The 19,897-nt window shown below is 61.2% G+C and carries 11 protein-coding genes and 3 pseudogenes; 8 read left to right on the top strand and 6 right to left on the bottom strand.

What is annotated here, in order from left to right; all coding sequences use genetic code 11:
• Positions 1–179, bottom strand: a pseudogene (locus AUJ55_02860) (transposase).
• A 325-nt stretch (positions 180–504) separates the two neighbouring features.
• On the opposite strand from AUJ55_02860, the gene AUJ55_02855 reads away from it, so the two are divergent.
• From AUJ55_02855 to AUJ55_02840, 4 genes are all read left to right on the top strand, one after another.
• Positions 505–2,106 carry a hypothetical protein gene (locus AUJ55_02855; protein ID OIO59962.1) on the top strand — a complete coding sequence of 534 codons (1,602 nt, stop codon included), beginning with the start codon at positions 505–507 and terminating at the stop codon, positions 2,104–2,106.
• 11 nt (positions 2,107–2,117) lie between these two features.
• The gene (locus tag AUJ55_02850) at positions 2,118–2,984 is read left to right on the top strand and encodes a DNA damage-inducible protein D (GenBank protein OIO59961.1); all 867 of its coding nucleotides are present in this window, start codon (positions 2,118–2,120) and stop codon (positions 2,982–2,984) included.
• Positions 2,981–6,028: a restriction endonuclease subunit R gene (locus AUJ55_02845; GenBank protein ID OIO59960.1), complete on the top strand. Its 3,048-nt coding sequence runs from the start codon at positions 2,981–2,983 to the stop codon at positions 6,026–6,028. The genes AUJ55_02850 and AUJ55_02845 overlap by 4 nt, the downstream gene beginning before the upstream one ends.
• An 82-nt stretch (positions 6,029–6,110) precedes the next feature.
• A complete protein-coding gene (locus AUJ55_02840; protein ID OIO59959.1) occupies positions 6,111–8,774 on the top strand; it encodes an aminopeptidase N in 2,664 nt (887 codons plus the stop codon).
• A gap of 975 nt (positions 8,775–9,749) precedes the next feature.
• Here the strand turns inward: AUJ55_02840 and AUJ55_02835 are convergent.
• The 3 genes from AUJ55_02835 to AUJ55_02825 all read right to left on the bottom strand — a co-directional run bounded on the left by AUJ55_02835 (position 9,750) and on the right by AUJ55_02825 (position 13,207).
• Positions 9,750–10,109, bottom strand: a complete 360-nt coding sequence (locus tag AUJ55_02835; protein OIO59958.1) for a hypothetical protein — start codon at positions 10,107–10,109, stop codon at positions 9,750–9,752.
• A 1,342-nt stretch (positions 10,110–11,451) separates the two neighbouring features.
• Complete coding sequence (locus AUJ55_02830; protein ID OIO59957.1) at positions 11,452–12,666, bottom strand: hypothetical protein; 1,215 nt, start codon at positions 12,664–12,666, stop codon at positions 11,452–11,454.
• Positions 12,667–12,847: 181 nt separating this feature from the next.
• A complete protein-coding gene (locus tag AUJ55_02825) occupies positions 12,848–13,207 on the bottom strand; it encodes a hypothetical protein (protein ID OIO59956.1) in 360 nt (119 codons plus the stop codon).
• A 92-nt stretch (positions 13,208–13,299) separates the two neighbouring features.
• Between AUJ55_02825 and AUJ55_02820 the strand changes: the two genes are divergently transcribed.
• The 3 genes from AUJ55_02820 (at position 13,300) to AUJ55_02810 (ending at position 16,582) form a co-directional block, all read left to right on the top strand.
• A complete protein-coding gene (locus AUJ55_02820; GenBank protein OIO59955.1) occupies positions 13,300–14,805 on the top strand; it encodes a hypothetical protein in 1,506 nt (501 codons plus the stop codon).
• Positions 14,802–15,971, top strand: coding sequence for a hypothetical protein (locus tag AUJ55_02815; protein OIO59954.1), 1,170 nt, complete (start codon positions 14,802–14,804; stop codon positions 15,969–15,971). The genes AUJ55_02820 and AUJ55_02815 overlap by 4 nt, the downstream gene beginning before the upstream one ends.
• A gap of 185 nt (positions 15,972–16,156) precedes the next feature.
• On the top strand, positions 16,157–16,582 hold the full coding sequence (locus AUJ55_02810; GenBank protein OIO59953.1) for a hypothetical protein: 426 nt from the start codon (positions 16,157–16,159) through the stop codon (positions 16,580–16,582).
• A 407-nt stretch (positions 16,583–16,989) separates the two neighbouring features.
• Here the strand turns inward: AUJ55_02810 and AUJ55_02805 are convergent, their stop codons facing one another.
• Positions 16,990–17,808 carry a GTP cyclohydrolase gene (locus tag AUJ55_02805; GenBank protein OIO59952.1) on the bottom strand — a complete coding sequence of 273 codons (819 nt, stop codon included), beginning with the start codon at positions 17,806–17,808 and terminating at the stop codon, positions 16,990–16,992.
• A gap of 497 nt (positions 17,809–18,305) precedes the next feature.
• Positions 18,306–18,728: pseudogene (locus AUJ55_02800) on the bottom strand (ribonuclease HI).
• 85 nt (positions 18,729–18,813) lie between these two features.
• On the opposite strand from AUJ55_02800, the pseudogene AUJ55_02795 reads away from it, so the two are divergent.
• Positions 18,814–19,897: pseudogene (locus tag AUJ55_02795) on the top strand (hypothetical protein).

The following is a 19,897-nucleotide window of genomic DNA, read 5'->3' as shown; positions in this document are numbered from 1 at the left end:
CCTGGACGCTCAAAAAGGGTCGACAGCCCCTCCATGGCCACCTTCTTCCACTGGCTGATCTGCGCCGGGTGGATTTGGTGTTCACTGGCCAACTCGCTTGTGGTTTTGACCCCCTTCAGGGCCTCCAGCGCCACCTTCGCCTTGAACTGCGCACTGTGTCGTTTGTGTTTTCCGGGCATCGCTTGGCTCCTCGCTCTCGCCAATCATGCCCCCTCGGTCTTAACAAAACCTACTGTCCAGTTTTTGGGGTCCACTTCAGGGGACAACCTCGACGCCTTGAAGTTGTTGCAGGAAACCTATCTGGGCAAGGTCAAAATGATTTACATCGATCCCCCTTACAACACGGGCAACGATTTTATTTATGAAGATGATTTTGCGGTCGAAAAGTCAGAATACGAGCTGATTGACGGTGTGCGAGATGATGAAGGGAATAAGCTTTTTGATGAAGAGAAATGGAAACAAAATTCTTCTTTGAACGGCCGTTTTCATTCCGATTGGCTTTCAATGATTTATTCCAGATTAAAACTGGCCAGGAATCTATTGTCGGATGATGGCGTGATATTTATTAGCATTGATGATGGTGAGGCCCATAACCTGAAGAAAGCATGTGATGAAATTTTCGGAGAATCGAACTTCATAGCCAACTTAGTTTGGGATAGAAATCGAAAAAATGACGCGAAATATTTTTCGGTTGGACACGAATATATGGCTGTATATTTCAAAGACAAATACTTTGCCCAAAGCCAAGGAACTCTTTTTCGCGCCCCGAAGGATGGGGTTGATGAGCTGAAATATTTGTTTAACAAGCTTCGCGCTGAATTTAATGACAACTGGGATGCGGTAAGGGAACAAATATTAGATTATTATGCGTCAATTTCAGACGAAGACCCAAGAGCACCTATCAAACGCTTTAGGAAAATCGATCACAAAGGCCCTTACAGGGATGACGGTAACATAAACTGGCCAGGTGGTGGTGGCCCGAAGTATGAAGTTATTCATCCCGAAACAAAAAGACCTTGCAAGCTGCCTGCAAGCGGGTGGAGGTATCCTACGCCACAACGCTTTTGGGAGGAATTTTACAAGGGTAGAGTCGTATTTGGCCCAGATGAATCTACCGTTCCAAGAGTTCGCACTAACCTTTTCGAAAACAACGATCAGGTAATGAAGAGCGTACACTATAGTTACGCTCAAACAGCAACCAACAAATTTATAGAAATTTTTGATGGTATTCGGGTCTTTGAAAACCCAAAGCCAGTCACTGACATCGTTCAAATAGTACGTTATGTAACAGGTCCTGATGATATTGTTGTAGACTTCTTCGCAGGTTCAGCCACCACTGCTCATGCTGTTATGCAGCTTAATTCAGAAGACGGTGGGAATCGTAAATTCATCATGGTGCAGCTCCCCGAGCCTTGCGCTGAAAACTCGGAGGCTTTTAAGGCGGGCTACAAAACCATTGCCGAAATTGGCAAGGAGCGCATCAGGCGTGCAGGAGCACGCATAAAGGCTGAAGGCGAAAGGCTGAAGGCTGAAAAAAAAGCAAAAGAAGACACCCTATTTTCCGATTCCGACATTCATCCTTCATCCCTCAGCTTTCATAATTCCCTCGATGTCGGCTTCCGCGTCCTGAAAATCGACACCTCCAACATGGCCGATGTCTATTACACCCCCGACGCCCTCGATCAAAACACCCTGTTTACCCAAACCGACAACATCAAACCGGACCGCACCCCCGAAGACTTGCTCTTCCAGGTGTTGCTGGATTGGGGGGTGGATTTGACGCTCCCGATTCGCAAGCGAATCGTCCGCGTCAAAAAGGATGAATTAGGAAGGATGAAGGATGAAAAAGAACCTTCCGAAACTTCATCCCTCATCCCTCATCCTTCATCCTTTAACGAGGAATTCGAAGTCTACTTTGTAGACGAGAATGCGCTGGTCGCCTGCTTCGACACCGGTATTACCGAGGCGCTGGTCAAGGAGCTGGCCGGGTACAAACCCCTGCGGGTGGTCTTCCGCGACCACGGTTTTGTCAGCGACGCAGTGAAAATCAACGCCGAACAGATCTTCAAACAGCTCTCCCCCGGCACCGAAGTCAAGGCGATTTGAGGAGGTACGACATGGACGCCCATCTGGTGGAGCTGCACCGGCGGTTCGACGCATTGGCTCAGACCGTTCCCGACGAAGAGATCGAGTTCTGGTTCGCCCGTGATTTGCAGCAGCCCTTGGGTTATGCCCGCTGGGAGAACTTCCTGACCGCCATCGAGCGGGCCGTCGAGTCGTGCCGGACCACGGGATACGACCCCACCGACCATTTTCGTGGCGTCACGAAAATGGTCGATCTGGGCAGCGGCGCCAAACGGGAAATCGACGATTTCATGTTGACCCGTTATGCCTGTTATCTGGTCGCCCAGAACGGCGACCCGCGCAAACCTCCCATCGCTTTCGCCCAGAGCTACTTCGCAGTCCAAACCCGCAAGCAGGAGATCGTCGAAGAGCGGATGCGCTTGCAGGACCGTCTGGAGGCTCGGGATCGCCTGCGTACATCAGAGAAGGAGCTGTCCCAGAACATCTACGAGCGGGGGGTGGACGACGCGGGGTTTGCCCGAATCCGCTCCAGGGGGGATGCCGCCCTGTTTGGTGGGCAAACCACCCAGGCGATGAAAAGCCGCTACGGCATCGTGAAAAGCCGCCCCTTGGCCGACTTTCTTCCCACGCTCACCATCGCGGCGAAAAACCTGGCCACGGAAATGACCAACCACAACGTGCGCCAAGCCGACTTGCAGGGCGAACGGGCGATCACTGCCGAGCACGTCCAGAACAATCAAAGCGTTCGCGACATGCTCGGACAGCGCGGCATTCAGCCCGAAGAGCTTCCCCCCGAGGAGGACATCAAGAAATTGGAGCGGCGGGTCAAATCCGAGGAAAAACGCTTGGGGCAAACGGCGCGCCGTCTACCGCCCTCCCGCGAAGGTGAGTCGTCATGAAACTGAGGTTCAAGGTTCAGCCCTACCAAACCGCCGCCGTGGATTCGGTGGTCGATTGTTTCGCGGGGCAGCCCCATACGGCCGCCGCCCACTATCGCATCGATCCGGGTCGGGCCGGACAGAGCAAAACCCTCGAACTGAACGATCCCGGCTTTCGCAACGAACGGGTGCGGCTGAGCGACCGGCAACTGCTGGAGAACATCCAGGCGGTGCAGAAACGGCAGAACCTCCCCCTTGCTCCGCAACTGATTTTCACCCCAGCCTGCCCGATCAACCTCGACATCGAGATGGAGACCGGGACCGGCAAGACCTACTGCTACATCAAGACCATCTTCGAGCTGAACAAGCGGTACGGCTGGGGCAAGTTCGTGGTGGTGGTCCCCAGCATCGCCATCCGCGAAGGGGTTTATAAGTCGCTGGAGATCACCGCCGGGCACTTCTTGGAGCAATACGGCAAGAAGGCGCGGTTTTTCATCTACAACTCCAGGCAGCTGCATCAACTGGAGAGCTTTTCCTCCGACGCGGGCATCAACGTCATGGTCATCAACATCCAGGCGTTTAATGCCAGCGGCAAAGACAACCGGCGTATTTACGAAGAGCTCGACGATTTTCAATCGCGCCGCCCCATCGACGTCATCAGCGCCAACCATCCCATCCTGATTCTGGACGAACCGCAGAAGATGGAGGGGAAGAAAACTCTCGATTCCTTGGCCAAGTTTAAACCGCTGGCGACCCTGCGTTATTCGGCCACCCACAAAACCCAGTACAACAAGATCCATCGCCTCGACGCCCTGGATGCCTACAACCAAAAGCTGGTGAAGAAGATCGCCGTGCGGGGGATTTCGGTGCGGGGGCTGGCCGGCACCCATGGCTACCTCTACCTGGAGGGGATCGAAATCTCCAAGGCGGCTCCCGTGGCCCGCATCGAGCTGGAGGTGAAACAGAAAACCGGCATCAAGCGGACGATCAAACGGGTACGGCGGGGCGACAACCTCTTCGATTTGAGCGATGGGCTGGCTCAATACCAGGGATTTGTGGTGGCTCAGATCGACGCCAACCGCGACATCGTGGAATTCGCCAACGGCCAGGTTCTGGCAACGGGCGAGGCGACCGGCGATGTGAACGAGGAGACGCTGCGACGGATTCAGATCCGCGAAACCATCCGCGCCCACCTTGAGAAGGAGCGACAGCTCCATCCCCAGGGGATCAAGGTGCTTTCGTTGTTCTTCATCGACGAGGTGGCCAAATACCGCGACTACGACGTTGACGATACGAAGGGGATCTACGCCCGGATGTTCGAGGAGGAGTACGGTCGTCTTGCGCAAGAGATCCTGGGACAGCTCCCCCTGGAGACCGAGGCCTACCGTCGTTATCTGGCGGGTATCGAAGCGGGGCGCACCCACAACGGCTATTTCTCGATCGACAAAAAGACCCGACATCTGACCGACCCCTCCGTCAAAAAGCGGGGGGAAGAGGCGGGACTTTCGGACGACGTCGATGCCTACGATCTGATCTTGAAAGACAAAGAGCGGTTGCTCGGTTTCGACGAACCGGTCCGCTTCATCTTTTCGCACTCGGCGCTGCGCGAGGGGTGGGACAATCCCAATGTCTTCGCCATGTGCATGCTCAAACACAGCGACAACACGATCTCACGCCGTCAGGAGGTGGGGCGCGGATTGCGCTTGGCGGTCGATCAACACGGCGAGCGGATGGATCACCCCGCCACGGTGCACGACATCAACGTCCTCACCGTGGTTGCCAGCGAGAGTTACAAGGATTTCGTCGGCAATCTGCAAAGAGAGATGGTCGAGTCCCTCTCCGAGCGGCCCCGCAAGGCCGACGAAACCTATTTCACCGGCAAAATATTGGTGACCGAGACCGGCCCGGTCGAGATGACCTCCTCCTTGGCCAAACAGCTCTACCGCTACCTGCTCAAAAACGATTACACCGACGATGCCGATCAGGTGACGGCGACCTACCACGAGGCCAGGGCCGAGGAGGTATTGGCCCCGCTTCCGGCAGACTTGGCGCCCTACGCAGCCCAGGTCTTCGCCCTGATCGATTCGGTCTTCAGCACCGCCCAACTGCCCAGCATCGACGATGGCCGCAACGCCAAAACCAACCCCCTCAACAACGCCAACTTCCACAAAAAGGAATTCCAGGCGTTGTGGGCGCGGATCAACCAAAAAGCGATCTACCAGGTGGCGTTCGATTCCGAGGAGTTGGTGCGCAACTGCATTAAAACCCTGAACAAGGATCTCAAGGTCGACCCGTTGCAGTTTGTCGTCGAAAAAGGGCTTCAGGCCGACCACATCGCCGATGGTCAATTGCAGGATGGAACGGGGTTCCGGATTGCGGAGACATCGACCCACACCTACGACGCCACGGCCTATTCCCACGTTCGCTACGATCTGCTGGGCCACTTGGCCGAACACACCCAACTGACCCGAAACACCCTGGCTAACATCCTGGGGGGAATCGATCCGGCGGTTTTTGGGCAATTCCGATTGAATCCCGAGGATTTTTTGGCCACGGCCAGTCGCCTGATCAACGAACAGAAGGCGACGATCATCGTCGAGAGGCTCACCTACGACGCCCTTGAGGACCGCTACAACAGCGACATCTTCACCGCCAACGCAACCAAGCAGGATTTCTCGAAAGCGGGCGGCAAGCTCAATCGGCACGTCTACGACTACGTGGTGACCGATTCGAAGAACGAGCGAAACTTCGTCGAACAGCTCGATGCCAGCAGCGAGGTGGTGGTGTACGCCAAGCTACCGCGCGGTTTTTTGATTCCCACCCCCGTGGGCGATTACAACCCGGACTGGGCCATCGCGTTCAAGGAGGGGACGGTCCAGCATGTTTACTTCGTGGCCGAAACCAAGGGGTCGCTTTCAAGCCTCAATCTGCGCGGCATCGAAGAGAAAAAGATCGAGTGTGCCCGCAAATTCTTTGAGGAGATCAATCGCAAAATCGATCCGGAGCGTGTGAAGTACGACGTGGTGGATAGCTTCGCGAAGTTGATGGCAATCGTTGGGCATTAATTTGTGGAGTGCAGCCGACCCTTGGCCACCTTTTTAGTCACGTGACCCCAGCAGCAGATGATCTCAAATATGAAAGAACTTGATGAACACTCCGACCGAAACCCACCTCTCCGCCTACACCCCGCCCCCCTTCCTGATCGAGCACACCGACCTCACCTTCGACCTCGCCGCCGAAGCGACCACGGTGGTCTCGACCCTGAAGCTACGGCGCAATCCCAAGGCGGTCGATCCCAAGGCCCCGCTCATCCTCGACGGCCAAGAGCTTGAGCTGGTCGCCATTGCCCTCGACGGGCAGCCCCTCGATGCCTCGGCCTACACCGTCGACGACGACCACCTGACCTTGCCCGACGCTCCCGACGCCTTCGTTTTGAGCATCACCGTCCGCATCCATCCCGAGCGCAACACCGCGCTTGAGGGGCTGTATGCCTCCAGCGGGAATCTGGCTACCCAGTGCGAAGCGGAGGGGTTTCGCAAGATCACCTATTACCTCGACCGCCCCGATGTGCTCGCCCCCTTCACGGTGCGCCTCGAATCCGAAATATCCCGCTACCCGGTCCTGCTTTCCAACGGCAATCCCGGCGAAACCGGCGACCTGCCCAGCGGGCGTCACTTCGCGGTGTGGAACGACCCCTTCCCCAAGCCCTGTTACCTCTTCGCCCTGGTGGCGGGGGATCTGGTCACCCTGAGCGACAGCTTCACCACCATGAGCGGGCGGCAGGTCGGGCTGCGCATCCACGTCCAGACCCACAACACCGATCAATGCGACCACGCCATGGCCTCGATCAAAAAGTCGATGGCCTGGGACGAGAAGGTCTACGGGCGGGAGTACGACCTGGAGGTCTACCAGATCGTCGCGGTGGACGACTTCAACATGGGGGCGATGGAGAACAAGGGGCTGAACATCTTCAACTCCAAGTACGTGCTGGCCCGCCCCGATACCGCTACCGACACCGACTTCGAGGGGATCGAGGGGGTGATCGGGCATGAGTATTTTCATAACTGGTCGGGCAACCGGGTCACCTGCCGCGACTGGTTCCAGCTTTCGCTCAAGGAGGGGTTCACCGTCTTTCGCGATCAGGAGTTCACCAGCGACGTCACCTCCCGCCCGGTGAAGCGGATCGAGGATGTGGCGCGGCTGCGCACCTTCCAGTTTGCCGAGGACGGCGGCCCCATGGCCCACCCGGTCCGCCCCGAGTCCTACATCGAAATCAACAACTTCTACACCCTGACGGTGTACGAAAAGGGGGCCGAGGTGGTGCGGATGATCCACACCCTGCTCGGCCCGGCCCTCTTCCGCGAGGGTTGCGACCTCTACTTCGCACGGCACGACGGCCAGGCGGCGACGGTGGAGGACTTCGTGGCGGCGATGAGCGCAGTCAGCGGCCGCGACTTCACCCCCTTTTGGAGTTGGTACCGTCAGGCGGGGACGCCGGTGGTGACGGTGACCTCCGCGTTCGATCCCAGCTTGGGCGTCTGCACCCTCACCCTAACCCAATCCTGCCCCCCCTCCCCCGGTCAGCCCGAGAAGGGTCCGTACCTGATCCCCTTCAAAATCGGGGCGCTGGGCCGTGCGGGCCATCCGCTGGCGCTGCGTTTGCGGGGGGCCCATACGGCGGCGGAGAACCATCTGATCGAACTGACGCAGCCGGTCACCGAGGTGGTCTTCGAGGGGTTGAACGAGGAGCCGGTGTGGTCGCTCAACCGCGGCTTCTCGGCTCCGATCAAGGTCGAGGCGGCGCTGGACGAGGCGGCGCTGGCGCTGTTGGCCGGGAGCGATCCCGATTCGGTCAACCGCTGGGACGCCATGCAGCAGCTCGCCACCCGGCAAATCATGGGGCTGATCCCCAGCTTTCAGGGGCGCAGCGAGACCCCGCCCCAAGTGAGCGCGGGGCTGATCGAGGCTTTCGCCCGCACCCTGGCGGACGAAAGCCTCGACCCGGCCCTGGCCGCCGCCGCCCTGACCCTGCCCGCCGAGGGGTACCTGGCCGAGCAGATCCCTTATGGAACGACGGTACCGGTGGTCGATCCGGTGGCGATTTTCGAGGCGCGCCAGTTCGTGCGCCGCTCCCTGGCCCAAAAGCTGGAAGAGCACTGGCAGGCCGCCTACGAACGTACCCTAAGCACCGACCCCTACCGGTTCACTCCAGAGCAGACCGGCAAGCGGCGGCTCAAAAACCTGGCGCTGGCGACCCTGCTCAGCCTGCCCGATCCCAAACACCAAACGATGGGGTGGTGGCAGTTCGAGGATGCCTCGAACATGACCGACCAGCTCGCCGCCCTGACCGCTCTGGTCCACAACGACGCCCCCCAGGCCGCGGCGGCGCTGGAGCAGTTCTACGCGCAGTGGCGGGGGGAGGCGCTGGTGCTCGACAAGTGGTTCGCCATCCAGGCGACCGCCCCGACTCCGGGGGCGCTGGATCGCGTCAAGGGGCTGATGGACCACCCCGACTTCAGCATGCGCAACCCCAACCGGATGCGGGCGCTGATCGCCAGTTTTGCCTCCGGCAACCCGAGCCGCTTCCACGAGGCGAGCGGGGCTGGGTACGCCTTTTTGGCCGAGCGGATTTTGGATCTGAACGAAACCAACCCCCAGGTCGCCTCGCGTTTGCTGACCCCGCTGACCCGCTGGCGCCGTTTCGATGTGGAGCGGCAAGGATTGATGAAGGGGGCGCTGGAGCGCATCGCTGCCCACCCCAACCTCTCGAAGGATGTCTTCGAGGTGGTGAGCAAGAGTTTGAAGGGGTAAGAGGGGGAGGTCGGGGCGGGGTCACGGCTTGGGGACGGGATTGCCCCCCCCATCGCGGCGAGGGCGCCGCTCCTACAAAACCCCGACCGTCCCCTCGCCAGTGGCAGGCCATCTCTGCGCCGAAGGGCAGGGTGGTGCTCTTTGGAGGGCCACGCTCCGTCGTGGCCGGTTTTTCTTCGTCGAACCAAAGGCGGACGCGACGCAGCGCGTCCCTCCAGGGGCGCTTCATGAGCGCGGGGATGAGGTGCCGGGTTGCCCCCCCAATCGCGGCGAGGGCGCCGCTCCTACAAAACCCCGACCGCCCCTCTCCAGGGGCAGGCCATCTCTGCGCCGATGGCGCAGGGTGGTGCTCTTTGGAGGGCCACGCTCCGTCGTGGCCGGTTTTTCTTCGTCGAACCAAAGGCGGACGCGACGAAGCGCGTCCCTCCAGGGGGCGCTTCATGAGCGCGGGGATGAGGTGCCGGATTGCCCCCCCCAATCGCGGCGAGGGCGCCGCTCCTACAAAACCCCGACCGCCCCTCTCCAGGGGCAGGCCATCTCTGCGCCGATGGCGCAGGGTGGTGCTCTTTGGAGGGCCACGCTCCGTCGTGGCCGGTTTTACCTCATCGAACCAAAGGCGGATGCGACGCAGCGCGTCCCTCCAGGGGCGCTTCATGAGCGCGGGGATGAGGTGCCGGGTTGCCCCCCCCTATCGCGGCGAGGGCGCCGCTCCTACACAAAATTTTAACCGTCACCCCACCTGTTTTGGCTTCGCTTGCAAAATCAGCAGAGCTTCGGCGACTTAGGTCGCCTCCTACCGACGTTCCTGATTTTGGCGGCCCATCCGTGGGCCGCTCGGAAGCGCTCATCCATCAGCGCTTCCTTGGGTGAGGATGTAGGGCGGGCCATAAGAGCCCTGAATGATCGCCTTCATGACACCCTCAGGGCAGGGGTGTGGTCATTCCACCATCACCGTTTTTGGAGGGTCCTGACCCGTCAAGGGGGTGGGGGCGTCTGCTTGGCCTTGCGGAAGAGCCAGACGATTTGCGCCGCTTGCAGCAAGAGCAATCCGGCCAGCAGCATAGAGACTTGTTTGAGAAGACCGAAGAATGCTTCGTCCGACTGGGCATGGGCGTACTGCGCCTCGAACCCACCGCGCAGCAACTTGAGCACCTCATCATCGCCCGGCTCGATCTCCCCCTGCTCCACCTGGGTTAAAAAGTGACGCATCGATTCGAATTGCTCCGGAGAGATCCCGGTCGTCACCCCCCGGTCGAGCATCTGCCACACCAACAAAACCATGCCTAAACAAACCGCCTGAAATACCAGGAGTGAGACCATCGAATCTTTTGTCATGAATGCTCCTGGGCGGTGAGATTGAAGGGGATGTATGGGTTGGAAAAAGTCTGCCAGGGGAGGTGGCTCGGGGCGAGAGGGGATGACAAACGACCTGGGGCATGTGCGTCGCTCCCACACAAAACCCCATCGCACGATCTCGTATGGGGAAGGCTGCCTCTGTGGCCGGAACAAGGCCGAGGTTGTTGGGGCCAGGGAAAGGTTGTGGCAACCACGCGATCTTGCGGTAGGAGGCGCGCCTCACGCCGATGCCCTTAGGGAAACGCCGATTCAAGGCCTCCTGCCTTGAATCAGCACGCCTGGCAAAAACCAAAAGCTTCGGCGACTTAGGTCGCTTCCTACTGACGTTCCTGATTTTGGCGGCCATCCGTGGGCCGCTCGGAAGCGCTAATAAATCAGCGCTTCCTTAGGTTTTGGCTGGGGGTATGGGAACAATGTTTCCCCTTCAATCGCGGACAGAGGTCCGCTCCCACAGGCTTCGATGAAAGGTTATGGGTGGTGGGCACGGGATTGCTCCCCCAATCGCGGCGAGGGCGCCGCTCCTACAGCAAACCCCACCATCCAACTTCGCAACTGGAGGGCCACGCTCTGTCGTGGCCGGTTTTTCTTCATCGAACCAAAGGCGGACGCGACGAAGCGCGTCCCTCCAGGGGGCAATTCATGAGCGCGGGGATGAGGTGCCGGGTTGCCCCCCCCATCGCGGCGAGGGCGCCGCTCCTACAGCAAACCCACCATCCAACTTCGCAACTGGAGGGCCACGCTCTGTCGTGGCCGGTTTTTCTTCATCGAACCAAAGGCGGACGCACGCAGCACGTCCCTCCAGGGGGCGCTTCATGAGCGCGGGGATGAGGTCACGGGATTGCCCCCCCCATCGCGGCGAGGGCGCCGCTCCTACAAAACCCCGACCGCCCCTCGCCAGGGGCAGGCCATCTCTGCGCCGAAGGGCAGGGTGGTGCTCTTTGGAGGGCCACGCTCCGTCGTGGCCGGTTTTACCTCATCGAACCAAAGGCGGACGCGACGAAGCGCGTCCCTCCAGGGGGCAATTCATGAGCGCGGGGATGAGGTGCCGGGTTGCCCCCCCAATCGCGGCGAGGGCGCCGCTCCTACAAAACCCCCGACCGTCCCCTCGCCAGGGGCAGGCCATCTCTGCGCCGAAGGGCAGGGTGGTGCTCTTTGGAGGGCCACGCTCTGTCGTGGCCGGTTTTACCTCATCGAACCAAAGGCAGACGCGACGAAGCGCGTCCCTCCAGGGGGCAGTTCATGAGCGCGGGGATGAGGTGCCGGGTTGCCCCCCCAATCGCGGCGAGGGCGCCGCTCCTACAAAACCCATTGACGCCAAGACCTACAGCCGCTGCTCCAACGCCCACACCACATGCTCACGCACCAAATCGGGAACCCCCCGCTCCAGCACAATCCGTAACGCCGCCGCCCCCTCGGCGCTACGGTCGTTGCCCAGCGCCACCGCCACATTGCGGCGCAGATGGGTCGCCCCGATCCGCTCCATGGCGGTTCCCCGGATGCGCCGCTTGAGCTCCCCCGAAGGGAGCAACAGCAGCTTGGCAAGCACTGGCGCCCGCCATACCTCGGGCAGGCTCATGGCCGGTTCGGCGGGGGTAGGGTGGCGGTTGAAGGGGCAAGCCAGCTGGCAGTCGTCGCAGCCGAAAATGCGGTTGCCGATCAAGGGGCGTAGCGCCACCGGGATCGACCCCCGGTGCTCGATGGTCAGGTAGCTGATGCATTGGCGGGCCTCGATCCGCCCGGCGCCGTCGAGCGCCCCGGTAGGGCAGGCGGGGATGCAATCGCGGCAGGTGCCGCAGGAGCCCACCTTGGGCTTTGTGGTGGCGTCGCCCCCCCTCCTCCACCCGCCTTCTCCACCCTCTGGGCGCCCCTGGAAGAGGAGGGGGCGCTGAGGGACGACATCGTGGGTCGAGGCATGCCCCCCTTTCCCACACCTGGGAAGGGTCGAATGCGACGACATCCGTTCAACCTCCAGCGTGCTGAGCAAGCCGCACAAAAAGCCGTAACTCCCCACCCCCGGCACGATCAGATTGGTGTGCCTCCCTTGGAATCCCATTCCTGCAGACGCCGCCAACACCTTCTCGGGAACCGGGGCGCTGTCGACAAAGGGACGCCACCGCCCCCCCCACGCTGCCGCTTCGATGTGCCTCAACACCCGATCAAGCTTGGCGCGCGCCACCGCGTGGTAGTCGGCCTGGGTGACATAGCGCGAGACGTAGCCGCGTCGGCTATCGCCCAGCACCGCCAGGTCTTCCCCCTCCCCCCCCCGGTAGGGGAGCCAGAACAGCAGTGCGGATTGGGCGCCGGGCAACACATGATTCATATCCCAGCGCGGGGGGGAGGCAAGGTACTCCATCGCGCCGTGGCGTCCTTGGGCCAAAAAGGCGGTCAGGTCGCGTTGGAAGTTGGCGGGAGGGGGCAAGGGGGCAATGGCGACGCGATGCAGCCCCGCCTCGGTGGCCCAGGATTGCAGGTGTGTCAGGGGGGTCATGGAAGGCAGGGCCGACAAGGGCTCGGTGGATGCGTTGCGCTTATCCACCTTATCTCAACGAGGCTCCCTGCATTTTGGTGGTAGGGCGGTTTCAGAAGGGACGCGTTCCGTCGCATCCAGACCACGACAGTGCTCGTCCCTCCCAGAAACCCCACCCTTCCGCCTGGGGGTAGGGTGGATAAGCGCAGCGCATCCACTGCATCCACACGCCAAGAAGCCGCGTCCCCCATCACTCGGCCAACGGCGCCAGAATCTCGGGCAGCGCCGGGACGATTTTGCTGTTGGGGTAAAAACGGTCCATGCCGCGCCGCTTCAGATCGGGGATCCGCTCGTCGCTGTGGGGGCCAAAGCCGATGATGATGGTGTTCAGGCAATGGGTACGCCGCACCGTGTCGATCACCTGCTCGGCGCTCATGGCACGGAACTTCAAATCGAGCAGGACCACCCGGTGTTCCAGGATTTCCTCCCATCGGGCCAGGGTCTCGGGTCCCGCGATGCGGGTCACCGCCCAACCCAAGAGGGCGATCGCCCCCTCGATGCGGGTACGGGTCATCAGTTCGTCGCAGGCGAGCAAAAGCTTGGGTTGCATGAAGAAACTCCGATAAAGCCTTGAATGGATTCTAAAAATGTTCGGGGAAAGGCCCCTTGCTTGAATCCCATCGACACTGCCATGATCGACCCATGAACAACAATGACAATCACAACGGCGAGGCTCCCTCCCGCAAAATCCTGATCGTCGGCGCCAACCGCCTCGGCCTTGAGCTGGGCAAGGGGCTTGGGGCGGAGCACTGCGTGCTGATGGACTCTCAGCCCGAGGCGCTGTCCCGCGCCGATCAAGAGGGGCTGACCATCCGCCACGGCGAGGCGACCAGCCGGTTGGTCCTGGAGCGGCTGCACCTCAAGGAATTCGCCACCCTCATCGCCGCCACCTACGACGACACCTACAACCTTGAAACCTGCCGCGCCGCCCAGCAGGTCGCCCCTGAAATCCGCATGATGGCGGTGCAAAACGATCCGGAGGCCACCGCCCGGTTCACAGAACTCGGGATCGAGACGGTCTCGGTGGTCAACAACGTGGTCGGCGCCTTCAAAAGCCGGATTTTCACCAGCTCCACCAAACCGGTCGGCCTGGGCATGACCGCCGGGGAGATCGTCGAGGTTACGGTCCATCCCCTCTCACGGCTGTGCTACGTCCCCATCGCCCAATTGGCGGCCCGCAACTGGCGCATCGGCATGATCTACCGTGATCGGGAGATCGTCTTTCCCCGCCCCTGGCTGTCGCTGCAACCCCACGACCGGGTCGTTCTGACCGGTATGCCCAAGATGGTGGAGATCATCACTGGGCTGCTCACCACCGGAAAGCCGCAATTTCCCATGCAGTTCGGTCCGGCGGTGTTGCTGCCGCTGATGCTCGGCGAGGAGCGCGACCGCCCCCTGGTCGTCGAGGCCATCACCATGGCCCGCCACACCGGCATCCAGGAGATCGACGTCCTCATCGGTCGCCCCTACGAAAAGATTGAGATCCCCCCGCTGGTGGCGCAGATCGAAGAGGCTCTGCCGGGGGTGCAAATCAACCTAATCGCCACCCGCCTGGGACTGATTCCCGCCCTGCTCGAACATGTGCAACGCAAGGATTACGGGGTCGTCGTCGTCCCCCCCTTTCCCCGCTCGACCCTCGATCTGAGCCTAAAACGGGGTAGCCCCATTGTTGATCTGCTCCATCAGGGGGGATGCCCGATTTTGCTGGCGACCGGCCAAAGCGATTACCGCACCGCCCTGCTACCGGTGACCGGGGCGCTGAGCACCCGTCGCACCCTCGATTTGGTGCTCGACATGACCAGCCAGGTCGGGCTCGCCCTGACCGCCCTGAGCGTCTCCCCCCCCAATCTGGTGCTGGGGCAAACCGAGCGGCTGGCGATGCGTACCGCCCAAAATCTGCTGGTCGAAAGCGCCCGCATCCACAACCTTGAAATCACCTTCAAACGTGATAAGTCGGGCAATCCGATCCGGCAGGTGCTGGCCACCGCCCGCAACCACGACCTGCTGGTTTTGCCGCTGGATGCCCAAAACCCCATGACCCTGAGCCGCCGCATTCTGCGCCCCGACGTCAGCTACTTCCTGGCCCACCAAAGCCCCATCTCGACCCTGATTCTCCCCGCCATTCCGGACAGTCCGGAGGGCTCGTGAGCGGCCATTTCGCCGTCGCGCTGATTTTTATCAGCCTAGGCGCCTTCATCATCCCCTTTTTGGCCCGCCGCGTTCGCATCCCGGTGGCGGCCGCCGAAATCCTCTTTGGCTTTTTTCTGACCCTGGTGGGGCCGGGCCACAAGATGGTGACGATGGAGTGGTTTGAGGTCTTGAGCGAGATTGGCTTCATCACCCTGATGTTTCTGGCGGGGCTTGAAATCGATCTGGCCGAGCTGTGGCAACACGGCAAACAGAAGCTGGCGTTGGGGGTTCGCTTCTTTCTCGGCGCGCTGGTCACCTCCCTGGTCGCCGGAATGCTGATCGGATTGCACCCCTTCGTCGCCCTTGCCCTAGCGCTGATTGCCGCCGGGATCGTCCTGCCGACCCTCAAGGAGCACGGAGTGGGGGAAAACCGGATGGAAGAGCTGATGGTGATCGCCCTCATGGGGGAATTCCTCTCGATTATGGTCCTGACCCTGGTCGATCTGTCGGCCAAAGCCAACGACTGGACCGAGGTGTTGATCCACTTGGGGGGGGTGGGGGCGGTGGTCGCGGTCACCCTGGTGTTGCTGGTCGGGGGAAGGCTGATGGTCTGGTGGTTCCCCGAACCCCACGAAAAGCTGATGCTCGCCCCCGATCCGATGGAGGTCGGGATCCGGGCGGCGCTAGCACTGATGTTTTTCATGGCGGGGCTGGCGATCTTGCTGGGGATCGAGGCGATCCTGGGGGCCTTTTTGGCGGGGGTGATTTTCGCCTCGGTGTTTAAGGAACGCACCGAGCTGGAAGAGAAACTCTCCGGCTGGGCCTACGGATTTTTGATTCCGCTGTTTTTCATGTCGGTCGGAATGCGCTTCGATCTGGCCCAACTGGACACAGACACCATCCTGGGGCTGATGCCCCCGCTGATCGGCATCCTGGTTCTCAACCGACTGGCCGGCGCCATGGCGCTACCCCACCGCCAACCCTGGCGGGAACGGGCCACGGGAGCGGTGCTCCTAAGCGCCCCCTTAACCCTCTGGGTGGTCAGCGCCTCCATCGGCGAACACACCGGTTTGATCGACACCGGCTCCGCCGATGCCTTGATTTTGCTGGCTCTGCTCACCAGTATCGTCGCCCCCACCCTCTTCCGCCGTTGGGAACCGCGTGTAGGGCACCACGGGGGCTGAGGGGGGCACCCTGCGAAGTCGCCGCGCCATCCCGCGACGCCAACCCCACGCTGCAAGAAACCGTCCCCGCATTTGACAGACCGCTTATTTAGGTATTAGGGTTCCGAAATAATCTACTTGAATTGCTCACCCTCATTCGCTCGCGCCCTACCGCCGGCTTTTATTGCAGAAGAAAGGGTTCCTCCATGATTAAGCGCCTGCTCCTTGTCACCGTCGGTACCCTCGGCGTCATCGCCGCGTGTGTTCTGATTTTTCTTGATCAAATCAAGGGCAACATCATCGCCATCGGCCTGATTTCGACCCTGGTCTTGATCGTGGTCGACGTGGCCTGGACCGTTTTCGAAATCAAGAACGCGATTGCCAAGGACGACGAGATCCATGCCCAGAGGGAGGCCAAAGAGAAGGCGCGCTTGGCCGAGCTGGAGGCCAAGGTTGCAGCGGAAGAGAATGAAATCCACCAGGACGAGGACAAAATCGCCGCCCTGGAGGCCAAGCTGGCTGCGGTGGAGGCGGCCCTCAGGGGGCACAACCTGCTCGAAAAAGATCCCAGGGTTGCCGAGGTGGAGCGGCGCAACGCCGAGATCATCGCCAAGGCTACCGGCCAAGCTTGATTCGACGGTGGATGGACACAAAAAAACCCCGCTTTTGCGGGGTTTTTTTGTGTTTGCAGGTGTGTTTGCAGGCCAGGATCGAAGCGGCAACACGGTCAAGCCGCCCCAACCTTCCCCAGGTTCGAACCGCTCCAGCTTCGCTTCGGCGACAGAGGTCGCCTCCCACAGGTAGGGATGGTCGTTCGGGGTTGGGTGTGGTTTTGGTGGGAGCGGACTTCTGTCCGCGAATTGAAGCGGCAACACGGTCAAGCCGCCCCAACCTTCCCCAGGTTCGAACCGCTCTAGCTTCGCTTCGGCGACAGAGGTCGCCTCCCACAGTAGGAATGATCGTTCGGGGTTGGGGGTGGTTTTGGTGGGAGCACCCCTCCGCTCACCGTGAGCTTATCGAAGGGGGCTCCGACAGGTTCTTAAACCTTGCTTTGCTCGATCATCGCGTAGGCGTTGTGGTTGTGGATCGACTCGAAGTTCTCGGCCTCGACCTGAAACCAGGTGATCCGCTCATCGTCGAGCAGCCTCGCCGCCACGTCGCGCACGGTGTCCTCAACAAAGCGGGGGTTTTCGTAGGCGTGCTCGGTGACCCATTTTTCATCGGGACGTTTGAGCACCCCGAAAAGCTCACAGCTGGCCTCCTCCTCCACCACCCGAATCAAATCCTCGATCCAGATCTTCTCGGTCCCGCGCACCCGCACCGTCACCAAAGAGCGCTGGTTGTGGGCGCCGTATTGGCTGATCGCCTTGGAGCAGGGGCACAGTGATGTCACCGGTACCGCCACCTCAGTGATGAAATCGAGAACCGCCCCCTCGCGCCCCGCCCGAAAGGTGACCTGATAATCCATCAGACTTTCGGCCTCAGAGACCGGCGCCTTTTTCATGATGAAATAGTCGAAGGTCATCTCGATGTGGGCCGCCTCGGCCTCCAGTCGGGTTTGCATGTGGGCCAGGATCTCGCCGATCCGCTCCACCGAGATCTCCCGGTGATGCTCCGAAAGCACCTCCAAGAAGCGGCTCATGTGGGTCCCTTTGAAGTGGTGGGGCAGGTTGACGTACATGTTGATGTTGGCGGTGGTGTGCTGCCGCCCCCCCCCCTTCACCGCGAGGGTGATGGGGTAGCGGATCTCCTTGACCCCCACCTTGTTGATGTCGATATGCCTGGAGTCGCAGCGGTTTTGCACGTCTTCCAGGCAATCGACGCAGGGGTCGGCCTTGGCTAGATCGGGAATGGTCATGAGGTCAGTTCCTCGTAATCGCAGTAGCTGTTTTCGGTCTCCCAGACCCGAACCTTGCTCACCTGACCGCCGCAGCCCAACAGCCGCTGGGCCGCCTGCCCATAGATGTGGGCGGCGATGTTCTCGGCGGTGGCGTTGAGCGCCTGAAAGGGGGGCAGGTCGTTGAGGTGGTGGTGGTCGAGGGTGGCCAAGATGTCGCGCAGCGTCTGCTTAACCACCTTGAAGTCGACCGCAATGCCCACCTTGTCGAGTGTTGTGGCGGTGACAAACAGCTCCACCTGCCAGTTGTGGCCGTGCATGCGGGCACAATCGCCGTCATAGCCGCGCAGCGCGTGGCTGGCGGCGAAGGTGTGGGCCACACGCAGGGTGTAGCGACGCACAAGGGTTTCAGACGACACAGCGGCGGCGGGCGACGGCACGGGGGTTGGAACCTCGGGAGGAGAGACCTTTGCAAAAGGGGTGGGCGAATCCTGGCTCGGGGGGGGGCAACCACGGCGTAAACCCTGGTTGGCCAAGAGATCGGCCCGCTCGTTGCCGGGATGACCCGCGTGCCCCTTGACCCAGTGCCAGGTGACCTGATGACGATGGGCCTGCTGTTCGAGTTCCATCCATAAATCTTGGTTTTTCACCGGATGGCCGTTGGCGGTCCGCCACCCTTTGCGCTTCCAGCCCGGCAGCCACTCGGTGATCCCCTGGCGCAGGTAGTTGGAATCGGTGTGCAGATCGATCCGGCAATGAACCTGTAAAAAGCGCAACGCCTCGATGGCCGCCTTGAGCTCCATCCGGTTGTTGGTGGTGTCGGGCTCGCCGCCGCACAGCTCTTTTTCTCGCCCGTCGTTCACCAGCAGGGCGCCCCAGCCGCCGGGGCCGGGATTGCCGGAACAGGCGCCGTCGGTGTAGATGGTGACATGATCGCTCATTGTTTGGATTTCTCGTCTGCATCGCCCCCATAGGGGCTTCGTTCAAAAGGTGAATGCCGGATTCCCGGCATGATAGGCTTCGTCCATGGGCATCATCCGTCTACTTCCCGATCCTTTGGTCAACCAAATCGCCGCAGGCGAGGTGGTGGAGCGCCCCGCGTCTGTCCTCAAGGAACTGCTTGAAAACAGCCTGGATGCCGGTGCCGACCGCATCGAGGTGCGGGTCGAAGGTGCAGGCAAACAGCGCATTTTGATTCGTGATAACGGCTCGGGCATGGACGAGGACGACGCCTTCATGGCGCTTACCCGTCATGCCACCAGCAAAATCGCCAACTTCGACGATCTGAGTGCCATCGCCACCTTCGGTTTTCGCGGCGAAGCGATCCCCTCGATTGCCTCGGTGAGCAAATTCACCCTAACCACCCGCCCCGACAGCCAAGAGGCGGCGATCCGTCTGCTGCTTTCAGGGGGGGCGGTGCGCCACCGGGAAACGGTGGCCGCTCCGGTGGGGACTACCATCGAGGTGCGTGATCTGTTCTTCAATACCCCGGCCCGCCGGCGCTTTTTAAGGGCCGACCGCACCGAGTGGCAACACCTCGAAACCGTTTTCGTCGAAACCGCGCTGGCCCACCCCGAAGCCCGCATGAGCCTATACCACGACGACCGCCTGGTGCGACAGGCCTTGGGTCGGACGTTGGAGGAGCGGCTGGGCGATTTGATGGGGGCTTGGTTCGTCGACAACGGGGTGCCGGTGGCGGCGGGGCCGGGCGACCTAAGGGTCGAAGGGTGGGTGGGACTGCCCACGGCGGCGCGGCGGGGGGCGGCCATCCATCTGTTCGTCAACCGCCGACCGGTGCGGGATCGTGCCATCACGAACGCCCTGCGTCGAGCCTACCGGGGCACGGTGGAGGGGGGACTCCTCCCCGAGGCGGTCCTGTTTTTGACCCTCGATCCCGCGTCGGTCGACGTTAACGTCCACCCCACCAAACAAGAGGTTCGCTTCCGGGAGATCGGTCGGGTGTTGGCCACTGTGACCGGCGCAGTGGAATCGGCGCTGCTGGGGGCGGGCCACCGGGTTGCAGCCCCTGCCGCCCTAAGCGACCCCACCATCGAGGCCCCCTCCCCCAACATCCCCCCCCCCGAGTTCACCCCCCGGCAGACGCCGGTAC

The organism is Proteobacteria bacterium CG1_02_64_396 (assembly GCA_001872725.1).
Classification (GTDB): Bacteria; Pseudomonadota; MNWR01; order CG1-02-64-396; family CG1-02-64-396; genus CG1-02-64-396.
Note: the sequence above shows the minus strand (reverse complement) of the source record. Positions and strands in the feature narration are given on the sequence as shown.

Excerpts from the sequence above, each read along its gene's own strand:
- AUJ55_02805 (OIO59952.1), bottom strand. The coding sequence starts at position 17,808 with ATGACCATTCCCGATCTAGCCAAGGCCGACCCCTGCGTCGATTGCCTG.
- AUJ55_02810 (OIO59953.1), top strand. The coding sequence starts at position 16,157 with ATGATTAAGCGCCTGCTCCTTGTCACCGTCGGTACCCTCGGCGTCATC.
- AUJ55_02820 (OIO59955.1), top strand. The coding sequence starts at position 13,300 with ATGAACAACAATGACAATCACAACGGCGAGGCTCCCTCCCGCAAAATC.
- AUJ55_02850 (OIO59961.1), top strand. The coding sequence starts at position 2,118 with ATGGACGCCCATCTGGTGGAGCTGCACCGGCGGTTCGACGCATTGGCT.
- AUJ55_02845 (OIO59960.1), top strand. The coding sequence starts at position 2,981 with ATGAAACTGAGGTTCAAGGTTCAGCCCTACCAAACCGCCGCCGTGGAT.
- AUJ55_02840 (OIO59959.1), top strand. The coding sequence starts at position 6,111 with ATGAACACTCCGACCGAAACCCACCTCTCCGCCTACACCCCGCCCCCC.
- AUJ55_02825 (OIO59956.1), bottom strand. The coding sequence starts at position 13,207 with ATGCAACCCAAGCTTTTGCTCGCCTGCGACGAACTGATGACCCGTACC.
- AUJ55_02855 (OIO59962.1), top strand. The coding sequence starts at position 505 with ATGATTTATTCCAGATTAAAACTGGCCAGGAATCTATTGTCGGATGAT.
- AUJ55_02835 (OIO59958.1), bottom strand. The coding sequence starts at position 10,109 with ATGACAAAAGATTCGATGGTCTCACTCCTGGTATTTCAGGCGGTTTGT.